This window comes from Plantactinospora sp. B24E8 (assembly GCF_039871735.1).
GTDB lineage: Bacteria > Actinomycetota > Actinomycetes > Mycobacteriales > Micromonosporaceae > Plantactinospora.
In genome coordinates this window covers 15,794-32,207 of the sequence record NZ_JBDPMH010000027.1, presented here as the reverse complement: position 1 = coordinate 32,207, position 16,414 = coordinate 15,794, and the positions used below count along the sequence as shown (strand labels likewise).

10 protein-coding genes and 1 pseudogene are annotated in these 16,414 nt (G+C 72.7%); 7 read left to right on the top strand and 4 right to left on the bottom strand.

What is annotated here, in order from left to right; genetic code table 11:
• Positions 1-334 precede the first annotated feature (334 nt).
• Complete coding sequence (gene dxs / locus ABGB21_RS27755) at positions 335-2,374, top strand: 1-deoxy-D-xylulose-5-phosphate synthase (protein ID WP_347652023.1); 2,040 nt, start codon at positions 335-337, stop codon at positions 2,372-2,374.
• A 183-nt stretch (positions 2,375-2,557) separates the two neighbouring features.
• Here the strand turns inward: dxs and ABGB21_RS27750 are convergent, their stop codons facing one another.
• Positions 2,558-3,706 (bottom strand): hypothetical protein, encoded by a 1,149-nt coding sequence (locus ABGB21_RS27750; RefSeq protein WP_347680273.1) that lies wholly within the window; start codon positions 3,704-3,706, stop codon positions 2,558-2,560.
• Positions 3,707-4,105: 399 nt separating this feature from the next.
• On the opposite strand from ABGB21_RS27750, the gene ABGB21_RS27745 reads away from it, so the two are divergent.
• Both ABGB21_RS27745 and ABGB21_RS27740 read left to right on the top strand, forming a co-directional pair.
• Entirely contained in the window at positions 4,106-6,049 is a 1,944-nt protein-coding gene (locus tag ABGB21_RS27745; RefSeq protein ID WP_347652234.1) for a hypothetical protein, read from the top strand.
• Positions 6,046-8,049: a hypothetical protein gene (locus tag ABGB21_RS27740; RefSeq protein WP_347680271.1), complete on the top strand. Its 2,004-nt coding sequence runs from the start codon at positions 6,046-6,048 to the stop codon at positions 8,047-8,049. Before ABGB21_RS27745 ends, ABGB21_RS27740 begins: the two co-directional genes overlap by 4 nt.
• Before the next feature lie 81 nt (positions 8,050-8,130).
• On the opposite strand, the gene ABGB21_RS27735 is transcribed toward ABGB21_RS27740, so the two are convergent.
• The gene (locus ABGB21_RS27735) at positions 8,131-9,987 is read right to left on the bottom strand and encodes a hypothetical protein (protein ID WP_347652020.1); all 1,857 of its coding nucleotides are present in this window, start codon (positions 9,985-9,987) and stop codon (positions 8,131-8,133) included.
• A gap of 41 nt (positions 9,988-10,028) precedes the next feature.
• On the opposite strand from ABGB21_RS27735, the gene ABGB21_RS27730 reads away from it, so the two are divergent.
• The 3 genes and pseudogenes from ABGB21_RS27730 to ABGB21_RS27720 all read left to right on the top strand — a co-directional run.
• Complete coding sequence (locus ABGB21_RS27730) at positions 10,029-11,420, top strand: hypothetical protein (protein WP_347680269.1); 1,392 nt, start codon at positions 10,029-10,031, stop codon at positions 11,418-11,420.
• Positions 11,421-11,454: 34 nt separating this feature from the next.
• Positions 11,455-12,141 (top strand): response regulator transcription factor, encoded by a 687-nt coding sequence (locus ABGB21_RS27725; protein ID WP_347652233.1) that lies wholly within the window; start codon positions 11,455-11,457, stop codon positions 12,139-12,141.
• An 8-nt stretch (positions 12,142-12,149) separates the two neighbouring features.
• Positions 12,150-13,295: pseudogene (locus ABGB21_RS27720) on the top strand (HAMP domain-containing sensor histidine kinase); the annotation flags it as partial.
• 448 nt (positions 13,296-13,743) lie between these two features.
• On the opposite strand, the gene ABGB21_RS27715 reads toward ABGB21_RS27720, so the two are convergent.
• Positions 13,744-14,616 carry a DUF2637 domain-containing protein gene (locus ABGB21_RS27715; RefSeq protein WP_347652018.1) on the bottom strand — a complete coding sequence of 291 codons (873 nt, stop codon included), beginning with the start codon at positions 14,614-14,616 and terminating at the stop codon, positions 13,744-13,746.
• A 244-nt stretch (positions 14,617-14,860) separates the two neighbouring features.
• Between ABGB21_RS27715 and ABGB21_RS27710 the strand changes: the two genes are divergently transcribed.
• Positions 14,861-15,214: a DoxX family protein gene (locus tag ABGB21_RS27710; RefSeq protein ID WP_347652017.1), complete on the top strand. Its 354-nt coding sequence runs from the start codon at positions 14,861-14,863 to the stop codon at positions 15,212-15,214.
• A gap of 252 nt (positions 15,215-15,466) precedes the next feature.
• Here the strand turns inward: ABGB21_RS27710 and ABGB21_RS27705 are convergent, their stop codons facing one another.
• Positions 15,467-16,390, bottom strand: coding sequence for a GNAT family N-acetyltransferase (locus tag ABGB21_RS27705; RefSeq protein WP_347652016.1), 924 nt, complete (start codon positions 16,388-16,390; stop codon positions 15,467-15,469).
• Positions 16,391-16,414 lie beyond the last annotated feature (24 nt).

The window sequence follows — 16,414 nt, the reverse complement described above, 5'->3', positions numbered from 1 at the left end:
GCGAGACCTTAGGGGAGGGTCGGAATACCGGCCATACTACGGCCCTTGGGGGCTTCTGCCCGATTTTTCGTTCGTTCGGTGGAGGTACGGGCGGCCACTCGCCGTACCGATGTGTCAACTGATCGCGACGGTACGCCGTCCGGTCAACGGGACTCTGCCGATCGACGGGCCCGGCCGGGGCCATCCCCCGATCCGGCGTCCCCGTATCGGCTGCCCGGCTGCGGGTCGGGCCGGTCCCGATAGACTCAGCGGCTATGAGCCTGCGTAGGGAGCGACTGAGCCAGCCCACTGCCGTGCGGCCCGATACCCCTGCCGAACGGGGCGAGGTGACGGCATGAGCGTGGAGGAGGAGACCATTCCCACCGGACGGATGCTGAGCGCGGTCCGCAGCCCGCAGGACGTCAAGCGGATGACCGCCGAGGAGCTGGCACTGCTCGCCGCGGAGATCCGGGACTTCCTGGTCGCCAAGGTCTCCCGCACCGGCGGACACCTCGGCCCCAACCTCGGTGTCGTCGAGCTGACCCTCGCCCTGCACCGGGTCTTCGACTCGCCCCGGGACCGGCTGCTCTTCGACACCGGTCACCAGGCGTACGTCCACAAGATCCTCACCGGTCGGCAGGAGGGCTTCGACCAGCTGCGTCAGCGCGGCGGGCTCTCCGGCTACCCGAGCCAGGCCGAGAGTGAGCACGACCTGGTCGAGAACTCGCACGCCTCGACCGCCCTCTCCTACGCCGACGGGCTCGCCAAGGCGTACGCGCTGCGCGGCGAGTCGCGCAGCGTGGTCGCGGTGGTCGGCGACGGGGCACTCACCGGCGGCATGTGCTGGGAGGCGCTGAACAACATCGCCGCCGCCCGCAATCCGCTGGTGATCGTGGTCAACGACAACGGCCGGTCGTACGCGCCGACGATCGGCGGACTCGCCGACCACCTGTCGACGCTGCGGCTCAACCCCGGCTACGAGAAGGTCCTCGACACCGTCAAGGAGGCGCTCGGCTCGACCCCGCTGGTCGGCAAGCCGATGTACGAGGTGCTGCACGCGGTCAAGAAGGGCATCAAGGACGCGGTCGCCCCGCAGGCGATGTTCGAGGACCTCGGCATCAAGTACCTCGGCCCGGTCGACGGGCACGACGTCGCCGCGGTCGAGTCGGCGCTGCGCCGGGCCAAGGGCTTCGGCGGGCCGGTGATCGTGCACGCGGTGACCCGCAAGGGCCTGGGCTACCGGCCGGCCGAGGAGGACGACGCCGACTGCCTGCACGGCCCGAGCAGCGCGTTCGACGTGCAGACCGGCAAGCTGCTGGCCGCCCCGTCGGTGAAGTGGACCCATGTCTTCGCCGACGAGCTGGTCAAGGTTGCCGACGAGCGGCCGGACGTGGTCGGCATCACCGCCGCGATGGCCGAGCCGACCGGGATCGCCTCGCTGGCCCGCAAGTACCCGGAGCGGGTCTACGACGTGGGCATCGCCGAGCAGCACGCGGCCACCTCGGCCGCCGGGCTGGCGATGGGTGGCCTGCACCCGGTGGTCGCGGTCTACGCCACCTTCCTCAACCGGGCCTTCGACCAGGTGCTGCTCGACGTCGCGATGCACAAGCTGCCGGTGACGTTCGTGCTGGACCGGGCCGGCATCACCGGCCCGGACGGGCCGAGCCACTACGGCATCTGGGACATGTCCGTCTTCGGGGTGGTGCCCGGGCTGCGGATCGCCGCGCCCCGGGACGCCGCCACGCTCCGGGCCGAGCTGCGCGAGGCGGTCGCGGTCGAGGACGGCCCGACGCTGCTGCGCTTCCCGACCGGTACGGTCGCCGCCGACCTGCCGGCGATCCGCCGGGTCACCGCCCCCGACTCGGTCTCCGGCGGGGTGGACGTGCTGGCCGAGTCGGCCCGCACCGATGTACTGCTGGTCGCGGTGGGCGCCTTCGGGCAGCTCGGCGTCGAGGTGGCCGCCCGGGTCGCGGAGCAGGGCTACGGCGTCACCGTGGTCGACCCGCGCTGGGTCCGGCCGGTTCCGGCCGAACTGGTCACCCTGGCGGGGGCGCACCGGCTGGTGGTCACCGTCGAGGACGGGGTACGCGCCGGTGGTGTTGGTGACGCGCTGGCCAAGGCGATGCGCGACGCCGACGTGCGGGTGCCACTGCGGGACCTGGGCGTGCCGTCGGTCTGGCAGCCGCACGGGACCCGGGCGCAGATCCTCGCCGACCTGGGGCTGACCGCCCAGGACGTGGCCCGGAACGTCACCGGCTGGGTCTCCCAGCTCGACGGCGAGTCCATCGCCCCGGTCCGGGTGACGGCGGACCCCGAGGCGACCGGCGGGCGGGCGGCCGCGAACGGCGACCAGAACGGTCAGCGGGTGACCAAGGGCCGCAACGGTCGCGGCTGAACCAACCAGGGTGGCCGCAACGGTCGCGGCTGAACCAACCAGGGTGGCCGCAACGGTCGCGGCTGAACCAACCAGGGTGGCTCCGGCCACCGTTGTCGACCTGATCGAAGGGGCCCGGCCACTGGCCGGGCCCCTTCGGCACACGGAGACGGCGGCGTCGCCGGGACGCGCGGCCGGGCGCGGTCAGTCAGGGCTGACCGAACGTTGGGTGGTCTTGTCCGGGGCGATCAGCCTGAAGGTCGCCTGGGTGGCCGGCTTGTCCAGCACCGCCAGCCCGGGTCGGTCGACCCGACGTACCGTGTCCGGTGGCGGCACAAGGCTGCTGTCCGCGGTGTTCTTCCAGGTCAACACCACGACCGGGCGGGCCAGCGGTACGACGTACAGTTGCAGCGGCTCGACCCGGTCGGCGGCCGACACCGCCGGCGGAGCGCCGCCGGGGCGGATCACGGCCGCGGTCATCATCCCCTCGTCGGTGCGCCAGGTGAGTTCGTCGAGCCGGGCCGGTTGCCCGGCACCGTCCAGGTCGACCTCGCCGAGGGTCCGGGTCGCGACCCGGTCGATCGGCCAGGACGCCGGTACGGACTCCAGGCTCGGCCGGTCGTGGACCCGGTGGGCGATGCTGCCGAACGGCCCGGTCCGGTCACCGAGTGCACAGGTGTCCAGGCCTTCCAGCGCCCGGCCGCCCGATCCGGTGTCGTCGCCGACCAGCGGGTACCGGGGCCCCGGGGTGTTGGTGCCGAGGTCGAGGAGACGTTCGGCGGCCTTGCCGTTCGGCAGTGACTCGCTGGGCCGCAGCCGGGCGGTGACCGTGACGGCGGTGCAGGACGGTACCGGCACCGGGCCGGTCAGCCCGTCGGTGACGGGCAGTGGGTTCCGGTTCGGGTCGAGCAGCCGGTCCACCCGGGCCGAGACGAGGTAGCGCCGGCCGGACGGCAGTTGCAGAGGGAGTACGTCGGAGTAGACCAGGTAGCCCGGCTCGGTGTACTCGACCGCCCGCTCCACGGTGAAGCGGTCGCCGTCGCCGGTCAGCTGCAGCAGCCACGACGCCGACTCGCCCGGCACGTCCGCGGCGACGAACGCCCGCCGCGCCCCGTCGAGTTCGCCGAGCCAGAGGATGCCCGAGGTCGGCAGGTGCACGCGGTCGTCCACCGGTGAACGCCACCCGTCCACCGCCTTCGCGACCGCGGCGGTCGCCTGTGGATCCGTGGCGAGGTTGCCCCGGGCGGGCCACACCGGCAGGGTGCCGTCGAGCGTGTCGTAGCCGACCCGCAACGCCACCGCGGGCTCGGTCGGGATCGTGCCGCATCCGCCCACGAGGAGCGCGGCAGCCACCGCCACACCGGCCATCGCGCGCCGCGTCACCGCGGGCCGCGTCGCTCCGGGACGCCAGACTCCGCGCCGGGTCACTCCGGGCAGTGTCGTTGCGCGCCGTGTCACTCCGAGACGAGGGACTGAGCCCACCCCTGTGCCCCCGATCCGTCTCAGCTGACTACAGATGCCACATCCTACGAGATCTCGGACGCCCGCCGGGCGACACCCGGGAAACGTGGACCGATCGGGTCGGCGCGCCGTACCACCCCGACGCCCGGCCCGCCCGCCTGACGGTAACCAGCAGCCCAGGCGCCCGGGACCCCGGACATACTCCTGTAGACTCCGCCGACTGTGACGCTTGCCGCACCACGTCTCGAAACCACACCGGATCCGGGGGCCACCGAGTCCGGCGGGCGGACGGTGACCGGAGCCGACGCGGGTGCGGCAGGTCCCGGCGCCGCCGCGTCGACCGGACCGGGCCACGACGCCGACGACGGTGCGACGGCCGGCCCCGGAGCGGGCCCGACGGCCGACGCCCCGGCCGACCCGCGACCGGCCCGCGCCGGCGAGGAGCCGGGCACGCCGGACCGGAACACCGGCAGCGGTACGGACCGGCCGCCCCGCTGGCCCACCTGGCGGCGTGACCTCGCGGTGTACGGCGCCTTCCTGCTCGCCGCGCTCTGGGTGACCAGCCAGATCTGGCTCGACCCGGCCGGCCGGGTGGCCGCGCTCTACAGCAGCGACCCGGCCCAGGTGCAGTACTTCCTCGCCCACTCGGTCCGGGTGGTGCTGCACGGCGAATACCCGTTCTTCACCGACCGGCTGAACTATCCTGACGGCGTCAACCTGATGGCCAACACGGCGATCCTGGGGCTCGGCATCCCCATGATCCCGGTGACCCTGCTCTTCGGACCGGCCGTCTCGTTCGTGGTGCTGGTGACGCTCGGCCTCGCCGGCACCGCCTCCGCCTGGTATTACGTCATCTCCCGACACCTGGTCCGGGCGCCCGTCGCGGCGATCGTCGGCGGCTGGTTCTGCGGGTTCTCCCCGGCGATGCTCTCGCACGCCAACTGGCACCCCAACATCATCTCCCAGTTCCTGCTGCCGTTCATCGTCTGGCGGGTCATGGTGCTGACCCGCTCCACCCGCCCGGTCCGGGACGGGGTGATCCTCGCACTGCTGGTGACGTACCAGGCGTTCATCAACGAGGAGATCCTGCTCTTCACCGCGCTGGCCTGCGGCGTCTTCCTGACCGCCGTACTGGTGCAGCAGCCGGGCCGGTGGCGGGCGGCGTGGCGGCCACTCCTCGCCGGACTGGCGGTCTGCGCCGTACTCGCCGGGGCGCTGCTGGCGTACCCGCTGTACGTGCAGTTCGCCGGCAGGCAGGCGTACCACGGGCTCAGCGACGCGGTCCGGGACTACGGCAACGACATCGCCGCGTTCTTCGCGCCCGGGTCCACCACCCTCGGCGGCAACGAGCGGGCGAACCTGGATCTCGCCCCGAACTACTCCGAGGAGAACGCGTTCTTCGGCTGGAGCCTGACACTGCTCGCCGTCGCGGTGGTGGTCTGGCTCCGCCGTGAGGTGGTCATCCGGGCGCTCGCCGCCACCGGCCTGATCTTCGCGATCCTCTCCCTCGGCGAGCGGATCTCCTGGTGGAACCGGGGAGCGTTCTGGGGGCCGTGGGAGGTGCTGGTCAAGGCGCCACTGCTCGACGCCGTCGTACCGACCCGGTTCGGGCTGATCACCTCTGTCGTGATCGGACTCCTGCTCGCCCTCGCCACCGACCGGGCCTGGGCGATGCGGCCCGCCGACCAGCGTACGGTCCGGACGGTGGTGGTGACCGCGCTGGTCGTCGCCCTGCTGCCGATCCTGCCGCTGCCGTTGCGGGAGGTCAGCCGGCCGCCCGTACCGGACTTCATCACCTCCGGGCAGTGGCGGCCGTACGTCGGCACCGACCAGACGCTGGTGCCGGTGCCGATCCCGGCGATGGGACACACCAACGGCATGCGCTGGGCCGCCTACACCAACCTGGACTTCAAGATCCCGGGCGGTTACTTCCTGGCCCCGCGCAACGGCAACACCGGTGACCCGGGCCGGTTCGGCGGTCGCCCCAGCGGCCTGAGCGCGATGCTGGACCGGGTCTCCACCACCGGCCGGCCGGTGACCCTGACCGACCGGCAGCGTCGTCGGAGCCTGGACGAACTGCGCCAGTGGCGGGCCGCCATCCTGGTCCTGCCGGTCCGGCAGGCCAACGTCGAGGCGCTGCGTCGTACCGTCGACCAGCTCGCCGGACCCGCACAACGGGTCGACGACGTGTGGGTGTGGGACATCCGGCCCCTGACCAGCCGTACCGTCGGGTGAGCGGGCCGGGACGACCTGACGGGGCCGCGTCGAGGAGCGCGGTCGCCACCGACGTGCCGACGGCCGGCCACCCGTCCGACTCCGATCGTCCCGACCGGCTCCGCCGGCTTCCGCTGGTTGGTCGACTCTGCCGGCTTCCGCTGGTCGACCGGCTCCGCCGGCGGCGCGGCCCGCTGCTGGACACCGTGGTCGTCCTGTTCCACCTGGCCGTCGCCGGCTACGTCACCGCCGAGTTGTGGCGGCACCGGGACCGGATGACGTACGCCGACAACGACATGATGCTTTTCGAGTGGATGCTCGCCCGGGCCGCGCGTGCGGTCACCGAGCTGGAGAACCCGTTCTACAGCACCGCCTTGAACGCGCCGGACGGGGTCAACCTGATGGCGAACACCTCGGTGCTGGGGTTCGGCCTGCCGCTGGCCCCGGTGACGCTGCTGTTCGGCTCGCAGACGACGTACCTGCTCGCCGTGGTGCTCTCCCTGGCCGGCACCGCCACCGCCTGGTACCTGTTCCTGTCCCGACGGCTGCGCACCGGCCGGGTCGGCGCCCTCGTCGGAGGGCTGTTCTGCGGATTCGCCCCCGGGATGATCTCGCAGGCCACCGGGCACCTGCACATGATCGCGCAGTTCCTGGTGCCGGCGATCCTCGCGGTGGTCTTCGACCCCCGCACCGACCGGGTGCTCCGGCGCGGCGTCCTGCTCGGGCTCCTCGTCACGTACCAGGTCTTCCTCGGCGAGGAGGTGCTGGTCTTCCTGGTCCTCGCCTGTGGACTGTTCACCCTCGGCCACGTGGCCGCCGCCCCTCGGGACGTACGCCGGTTGGCGCCGGCCTTCCTCGGCCGGCTCGGGATCGGCGCGCTGACCGGGTCGGTGCTGCTGGCGTACCCGCTCTGGTTCCAGTTCTTCGGACCCGGGCACTACCGGGGGCTGCCCTTCGACCCCGCCGGCTACGCCCTGGACCTGGAGTCGTTCACCACCTCCGCCCGACAGTCGATCACCGGCTTCGACTCGGTCCCCGGCCTGCTCTCGCCGAACCCGACGGAGGAGAACTCCTTCTTCGGGCTCCCGCTGATCGTGCTCTGCGTGGTGATCGTGATCTGGCAGTGGCGTCGGTCGATGGTCCGGGCCCTGGCGCTATGCGGGGTGGTCTTCGCCATCCTGTCGCTCGGCCGGGACGTCCGGCTGGGCGGGCAGCTGCTCGACGTACCCGGTCCGTACCGGCTGGTCGCCGAACTGCCCCTGCTCGACCTGGCGGTCCCGGCACGGTTCCCGCTGATCTGCGTACCGGTCATCGGCATCCTGTTGGCGGTCTCGATCGCGGAGGTCCACCGACGGCCGGTGCCGGCAGCGGCCGAGGCGGTGCCGGCGACCGACGCGGTGCCGGCCGGCACCGACCAGCCGGACGTGGCGGCCGACGTCGGTCGGCCCGAGCCGGCGGACGCGGCCGACCGGCCGGTCCGGGAACGGACGCCGGTCCGGCTGCTCTGGACCGGCGCGGTGGTCGCCGCACTGCTGCCGTTGGTGCCGGCGCCGCTGCGGACCAAGCCGGTCTGGCCGGTGCCGGAGTTCGTCGCGAGCGGCCAGTGGCGGGCGTACGTCCCACCGGGGCGGACCCTGGTGCCGGTGCCGCCGACCACCGGTGGTGAGGCGACGGCCGGAATGTACTGGTCGGCCCGGACCGGCCTGGCGTTCACCGCCCCGGGCGGCTACTTCATCGGCCCCGCCGGCCCGGACGATCCGCAGGGCCGCTGGGGCTCACCGGACCGCCCCACCGCCGTGCTGCTGGACCGGGTCGCCTTCACCGGCGAGGTGCCGGTGATCGGCGACGCGGAACGCCGACAGGCGGTCGAGGACCTGCGACACTGGCGGGCGGCGATCGTCGTGCAGGGCGGTCTGCACCGGGGCGCGCCGGTCAAGGAGACCCTGGACAGGCTCCTCGGCCCGGGTCGGGAAATCTCCGGCGCCTGGGTCTGGGACGTGCGCCCGCTCGTCGGCGGCTGACCCGGCGCGTCGGGCGCCGAGTGGTGGGGCAGGGCCCCGTCCCGACGTTTCCGGTAGCGGAGGGCGCCCTGCCCCGACAGCTCAGCCGACCAGGGGTCGGACGTCCCAGAGCCAGACGTCGTCGACCCGCTGCCCGGGGCCGAGCAGCCCGGCGAGCAGGACGTGCAGCGCGGGAGCGGACGGGTGGTCACCGAGCACCACCACCGAGGCCCGCCAGAACTTCAGGTCCTCGATCGCCTGACGCCGGTTCTCTTCGGTGATCGCCGGTGCGGCGCCCCGGTCCATGGTGCCGTAGATCAGCATGCTGGTCGGCCGGGACGGGGCACCGAAAACCCCGAAGCCGTCCACGTCCGGGCCGATGAAGTAGCCGGCCGGGATCGGGAACTCCTGCCCGGTCAGCGCGCTCCAGCGCAGCGTGGAGAGCCCGTGCACGTTGCTCGGGATCGGCACCGGGACGAGGGTGCGCCCCGCCGGCACGTACGGACGCCAGGCGCCGGAGGTGATGAAGTGCGGCGGCGGGTCGACGTGCTGGGCCGGCAGCGGACGGGGGAAGATCGGCAGCAGGGCCAGGGCCACCGCCGCGTACGCCAGGATCTTCACCCGGACCGGACGTACCTCGATCTTGGCGATCTCTTCCCAGGCGAGCGCGACGAGGACACCGACCGCGCCGACGGTGACCAGACTGAGCCGGGTCGGCATCATCATCTCGACCAGCGGCAGGTTTTCCGGCAGCAGTTTCCAGGGGCCCTCGAACTCGGTCAGTTCCCCGTTGTAGCGGACCTGCCGGCCGACCGAGGCGACCGCGAAGCCGACCCCGACCAGGCTGGCGATCCGGGCGGTCAGCGACGTCCGCCAGAGCAGGACGGCGACCAGCACGGCCAACCCGACCAGCGGCCAGCCGAGCCAGGTGTTCTGCTCGGTCAACCCGATGGTTTTCTCCACCTCGGGAATGCCGCCGAGACTGTCCCGGGGGAAGGTGACGAACGCCTTCAGGTCCTCGCCCCAGTTGTGGAAGACGCCGCCCTGCAGTCCCCGGTAGGACTGCGGCCCGTTGAACTGGTACCAGATCGGGTAGCCGGCGAGCAGCAGGGCCAGGCCGCCGCCGACGCCGAGCGCGCGCAGGAGGGTCCACAGCCGGGCCCGGGTCTGCGACCAGCGGAAGACCGCGAGCAGCAGCATGATCACCGCACAGGCCAGCGCGGTGAGTAGCAGCATCTCCTCGTTGATGAAGATCTGGTACGCCACCAGCAGGCCCAGCACGATCCCGTTGCGCAGCCAGCGGCCCGGCTCACCGAGGCGCAGCACCCGGACCACGATCAGCGGGAGCAGGAAGTTCGAGACGAAGTTCGGCTGCCCGTTGGCGTGGTGGATGATGCCGGGCGCGAAACCGAGGAAGGCGCCGCCGACGAACGCCGCAGCCCGGGAGCTGACCAGGTGACGGGAGAGCGCCCAGTAGGACGTCGCGGCGGTCGCGGCCAGCGCCCCGCCGAGATAGATCGCGTACGTCACCTGCGGGCCGAACAGCAGGGTGAGCGGGGCCAGCGGGATGCTGATGCCGAGCACCGAGGTGTTGGCCATCATGTTGACCCCGTCCGGCGCGTTCTGCCGGGCGGAGAAGAGCGGGTTCTCCAGGTGCCGTACCGAGTAGGCGCCGTGCGAGAGCAGCCACTCGAACCAGCTGTGGTCGGTGGGCAGGTGCGACGACACCCGGTGGTTGATGTCCGCCCAGTAGTTGGCGCAGACGAAAACGCCGAGGAGGACGTACGCTCCGATGACCAGTACGTCGGCCCGCGCGGGCGACCGGAACCTGTGCCAGGGGCGGGATCGACCGGCATCGGTCGATCCGGCCTCGGCATCCGTTGCGTGCTTCACCACCGGAGCTGCCACGAGGCGCCATCGTACAGGTGGCGAGGTGCCCGATTTGCCACCACCCGCCATGGTCCGGTCCGGGCTGGGGCAAGCCGTGGAAGGGAGCCGGAGTGCCCATCATCGAACTGGGTGAACTCGGTCCCGGGCCGGCGTCCGAGGCGGTCCGCGCCGCCGACGGCCGGTCGGGCGGGGCCGCGGTCCGGTCGGTTCGGCGCCGGCGGGACGTACGCCGGACCGGGGCGGCGGCGGTGCTGGTCGGCTCGCTCGCGATCGTCGCCGCCGGGGAACCGGTGCCCCGGCCGCTGCCGGAGCTGACGGTGCCGGCCCGACTGGGCGCCACCGTCCACGCGGTCGGGGACTGGCTGTTCGTCGCCGACCCGCTCGAAGCCGGCACCCAGCGGCAGGAACTGGCCGCCTACCGGATCCCGGACGACGCCGGCGGCTGGGGCGGGAGGGACGAACTGGCGCCCCGGTGGCGGATCGTGCTGCCCGCCGGCGAGGTCGGCGCGCTGACGATGGTGGGTGCCACCCTCGTGTTCAGCACCCGGTCGTACCGCGACCGCGCCGCACCGGGCCGGGTGACGGCGCTGGACCTGACCAGCGGGGCGGTCCGGTGGTCGCGGGAGGCGTACCTGGAGGTGGTCAACCCGGCCGGTCAGCTGCTGCTGTCCGGCACCGCCGATCCGTCGGTCGACCCGGCCACCCCGTTGCGGGCGGTGGACCCGGTCTCCGGGGAGGTCCGCTGGTCGCTGCCGGGCCCGGCCGGCGTCCGGCGCCACTATCCGTGGCTCGGCGGTGCCGCGCCGCCCACCATGGTGGTGGTCGAACCGTCCGGTCGGGTGGAGAGCCGGGACACCGGCACCGGTGCCCTGATCAGCGCCACCCGGCTGCCGTCACTAGGCGACCCCGACGAACCACGCTGGTACGGGGCGATCGCCGGCGAGTTGTTCCTGGCCCGCGAGCGGGGGCGGGTGACCGCGTACGGGATGCCCGGGCTGGACCGCCGCTGGTCGGTGACGGTCGACGACAACCGCGAGTACGGCCCGGGCGTCTGTGGGCCCGATCTGTGCACTCACGGGCGCGACGGCGGGGTACGGGTCCTGGACGCCGCGACCGGCGGGATCCGGTGGTCGTCCGACCGGTGGGCCCGTCTGCACTGGGCCGGCGACGAACCGGTCGGCATCGGTCCGGTGGAGTCCGCCGGACCGGCGCCGCTGAGCGTGCTCGACGCCGACACCGGCCGCTCCCTGGCCGACCTGGGCAGCTGGCAGATCCTCGACACCACGGAGGCGTCGTCGCGGTTCGTGGCGGTCCGCGTCGACGCCGACCGACGTGCCTGGGTCGCGGAGATCGACGTGCCGTCCCGGCGGGTACGGCCGCTGGGCGTGCTGTCCGGGGTCTCCGATGACTGTGCGCTGATCCGACGATGGCTGCACTGCCGGCGGGTCGACGCCTCGGTCGGCCTCTGGCGGTTGCCGGGCGGGCTTGGCACGCGCCGATAGGTTGTCGGTGAACAGGCGGTCCGGGGAGGTCATGGTGCGGGTGCTGGTGGTGGAGGACGAGCGCAACCTGGCGGACGCGATCGTGCGGGGGCTACGCCGCAAGGGGATGGCGGTGGACGTCGCCTACGACGGGTCGGCCGGGCACGAGATGGCGTTCGTCACCCGGTACGACGTGGTGGTGCTGGACCGGGACCTGCCGGGTATCCACGGTGACCAGATCTGTGCCGACCTGGTCACCTCGGGGGCGCTGACCCGGGTGCTGATGCTGACCGCCAGCGGCACGGTGGCGGACCGGGTGGAGGGCCTGCAGCTCGGCGCCGACGACTACCTGCCGAAACCGTTCGCCTTCGACGAACTGGTCGCCCGGGTGCAGGCGCTCGGCCGCCGGGCCACCCCGGCGGCGCCGCCGGTGCTCAGTGTCGCCGACCTGGTGGTCGACCCGGCCCGTCGGGTCGCGACCCGACGGGGTGCGGTGGTGGATCTGACCCGTAAGGAGTTCGGGGTGCTGGAGGAACTGCTCAAGGCGCGGGGCGCGGTGGTCTCCAGCGAGGAACTGCTGGAGCGGGTCTGGGACGCGAACACCGACCCGTTCACCACCACGGTCCGGGTAACCGTGATGACGTTGCGGAAGAAGCTCGGTGATCCGCCGCTGATCGAGACGGTGGTCGGTGCCGGCTACCGGGTGCCCGATCCGTACCTCCCCGGCCAGGTGAACGCGTGACCGTCTATCTGACTCGTCGCCGCCCCCGGGTCCGCCCGACGCTGCGGCTGCGGCTGACCCTGCTCAACGGCGTACTGCTGATCGGTGCCGGGGCGATCCTGCTGCTGCTCGCCTGGCTGCTGGTCGGCGACGCGCTGCGCCCGACCGACCAGCTGAAACCGGGCACCGTCGTGGAGTTGACCGACGGGCGGTCGCTGGACGCCCGGCTGTGGCAGGAGCAGCTGCTCGAAGCCCAGTCCCGGGAACTGCTGGCCAAGGGGCTGGTGGCGTTGCTGGCGATCAGCATCGTCGGGGTCGCCGGGGCGTACGCGGTGGCCGGTCGGGCGTTGCGCCCGCTGCACCAGGTCACCTCGACCGCCCGCCGGCTCGGCGAGGCCACTCTGGACCAGCGGATCCGCTACTCCGGCGCCGACGACGAGGTGGCCGAGCTGGCGGCCACCTTCGACGCGATGCTGGACCGGATCGGCGACGCCTTCGAGGCGCAGAAACGGTTCGTCGCGAACGCCTCGCACGAGTTGCGTACCCCGCTGGCGGTGATGCGGACCGAGATCGACGTGACGATGGCCGACGACGAGGCGGACGTGGCGGAGTACCGCCGGATGGCGACCGTGGTCCGGGACGCCTCCGAACGGGCCAACAACCTGGTCGACGCGCTGCTCGTACTGGCCCGCAGCGAGGCACAGTCCGGGCGTCGGCTGGCCCGCAAGGCCCCGACCGATCTCGCGGCCGGTGCCAGTGCGGCGTTGTCGGCGGTACGGGCCGAGACGACCCGGTTGCGGTTGGCGATCGACACCGCGTTGGCGCCGGCCCCGGTCGTCGGCGATCCGGGGCTGCTGGAACGGCTGGCCGGCAACCTCGTCGAGAACGCGGTCCGCTACAACCATCTCAACGGCCGGATCTGGGTCCGGACCGGTTCGAACGCCGAGCAGGCGTGGCTGGTGGTCGGGAACACCGGTTTCGAGGTGGAGCAGGCGGACGTACCGGGGCTCTTCGAGGCGTTCCGGCGCGGCGGTCGGGAGCGGACCGGCGCCCGGGGATCCGGTCTGGGGCTGTCGATCGTCCGGGCGGTCTGCGACGCGCACGGCGGCACGGTCAGCGCGACCGCCCAGGACGGGGGTGGGCTGGAGGTGACGGTGACGTTGCCGGCGGCCGAGGCCACCCCGGTGGTCGCCGCCTCGGCGGTGGTCACCACCGGGCCGGCGGCGACGACCGTGCCGGTGACCCCGACCGTACCGACGGCCCCGGCCGCGGGTGCGCCCACCGCGACGCCCCAGGCATGAACGAGTGATGCGGTATTGACCACCCGGTACGCTCAGGGCCGCCCGGCCCGAGGAAAGGTCCCATGAGCATTCTCGGTTCGCTTGCCCGGGTGTCCCCGGGCCTTGTGGAAGAGCTGCGATCTCCTGCGGCGCGGCCCTATGACGTGCTCAGCGAGCATGAGACACAGGCCGACCTGGACAGGTATTGGGACGTGTTGGGGTTCCTGCTGGACGCGGCGGGCGCCCCGGACCACGGGCGTTGCCGACCGGCTCTCGCCCGCCGTCCCGCCCGCGCCCGCCGTCCCGTCGCCCAGCCGGGGCCGGCCCGGTCCTGCGTACACCCTCAGGCGGCCGGCTCCAGTTCGCGGACCTCCCGTCGGATCGCCCGGAGCCGGGCGGTGGTGATGCCCAGCTCCTGTGCCACGTCGGCGTCGCTCGCCTCGGGACGGTTCGCCTGGATCTCGGCGGCCAGCGCGGCCGTCTCGGTGATCGGCCGCCGGGGGCGGGGCGCGGACTTCGTGGACCGGCCGCTCGCCGGGGCCCGTTTCCTCGTCGAGGCGGGAGCGGCCTCCGCTGTGCCGTCCGACCGGTCGGAGCGGGTGGGACCGGTGACCAGGCCCGTGCGGGCGGTGCCGGCTTCGGCGGTCACCCCCGTCGGTACGACGGGTGGTGTCGGCTCGGCGGTCGTGGTTGACGTGGCGACGGGTGTGGTGGGCGTCGCCCGGGTGGTCCTCCGGGCCGGCGTCGACCCGGTCGCGCCCGCAGCCTGCTGAGGCTGTTCGGCCGGGGCGGCCAACTGGGTCCGGGCGGCCTGCTCGGCCTGGGCGGCGGAGATCCGGCCACCCAATTCGACCAGGCAAATGCTGGCCACGACGATCAGGCCGTCGACCGAGAGCGGCAGCAGGTACGGCGAGGCGCCGGTCTCGCCGTACCGGGCGGCGACGCCGACCATGTGCCAGTACGACACCCAGGCGGCGATCCCGGCGATGGTGGCGGTGGCCACCCAGCGGGCGACGGCCAGTGACCGGCGGTGCACCGGCACCCGGGAGATCAGTTCCACGGTGAGCAGCAGGGCCAGCGGCGGCCACGCGGCGATCGCCTGACTGATCGGGTTGTCCTGTGCGTGCAGGACGTTGGCGACCACCGAGGCGGCCACCCCGAGGGTCAGGGTGGCGCGGACGGCCCAGCGGACCCGGCGAAGCTGTGGGAGGGGCACTCGTCGCTCCTTGCCTGTCGTACGTCCTCTCGATCCCGGCCCACCGCCGGTCATCCGTACGGCCGGCTCTGGGGGAGCTTACGGGTCCGGCCGATCGGCCGGTAGGACGATCTTCACCACCACAGCCCTTCTCCCGCGATGTCACATCCGGCGGTCCGGAACGGTCGGGATGTCGGGGTGGGAAATCAGGGGCAGCTCTCCGGTCTCCGATCCCACCAAGCTGTCGTGCCTGGATGGAGGAGTTGTGGACACTGCCTATGTCGCCGTGACCGTGATGACCGCGGTCGCCAACCTTTTCTCGGCCTGCCTGGACTTCGCCCGGCACGAGCGGGTCGTTGCCGCGATGCGACGCGGACTGGTGCCGCTGTCGTGGATGGTGCCGTTGGGCGTCCTCAAGGCGGCCGGCGCCCTCGGGCTGCTCGTCGGCTTTGCGTTCCCGGTCGTCGGCACGGTCTCGGCCGGGGCACTGGTGCTGTTCTTCGTCGGCGCGGTCGTGGTGCACCTGCGGGCGCGGTACCACGAGTTCGGCATCCTGGGTGTGTTCCTGACCCTGGCGGTCGCGACGCTGGCCGTCGACCTGATCCGGCGGTTGGCCTGATTCGGCAATCACCGTCAGTCTCCGAGTACGGGGGCAGCGCGGTCGAGGGTTATCCTCTCCTGCTCCGCGCCTCGCCCGCCCGAGTGCTGACCGTCGCCTGGCGTGGTGCACCGAGCCGGTCTGTCTCCGCCTGCTCAGCACCGCTGAGCAGGTCGACGAGGCGACCGCTGACCAGGCGGTGCGGATCACGCTGCCCGCCGCGCGTGCCGGCGCTCTGGAACCGGCACGCGGACGGCGAATCCGCTCCCGGGTCTACAACGGACGGCTGAACATCCTGCGGCTGGCGAAGTTGCGGTATCCCGCCCGCTGGAACGCCTTGAACATGGCGATATTGCCCGCGTCGCAGTCACCGCGGATCTCGGTGGCTCCGTCGGCGATCAGGATTCGGGTCCCGCGGGCGACCACCGCGGTGGCGTAGCCGTGACCGCGGCCGGCCGTCGCGACCGCGACCAGGCCGATCACGGCGGAGCTGGGGGTGCGGGCGGGCAGGCTGACCGCTACGGGCCGATCCTCCCGGTCGTAGCCGATCTCGAACCATTCGGGCTTGTGGTCCATCTCCAGCATGTCGGCGAGATTGCGCTCGGCCGCTCCGCGCAGGCCGTGCGAGGCGATCTCGGCGAGAAAGATCGAGTCCCTGGTGTCGGAGAACGCGTCGGCGAGCAGGGCGACGAACGGCTCCTCATCCAGCTCGGCCAGCGATCGCCAGTGCAGCCGCTCGTCCTGGGCGGGCAGTGGAGCGCCGGTCTGCCAGAGGAACCGGCAGCCGTCGCGGACGACCGAGAACCCGTGGCCGGCGAGCAGCTGCTCACGCCGTTGCGGGTCGCGCTGGAACTGGGGGGCCTGGCTCGGCGTGTCCAGCACGTGTCCCTGGGTCCGGGCGTCCAGCGAGCGGGCCAGCTCGGCGGCACGAGCCAACAGGGCCGCGCCGGTCTGATCGTCACCGGGCTCCCACAGCACGAGATCCATCGGCGTCGGGCTGCCGGGGACCGTCCACAGCACGACGTTGCCGACGAGAGCACCGTCCCGCTCGGCCACCAGACACCAGCCCGGCTGGGTGCAGCCGCTGTCGAGCAACCCGGCCAGATACGCCGCGGTCGCGGCGTTGCGTTCGTCGTCGTTCGGGTATGCCGTCAGGGCGGGCAGCTCTTCGGGCCGGGCTGGGCGGATCGTCAGCACAGTCGGGTCCTCTCGTCGATGGTC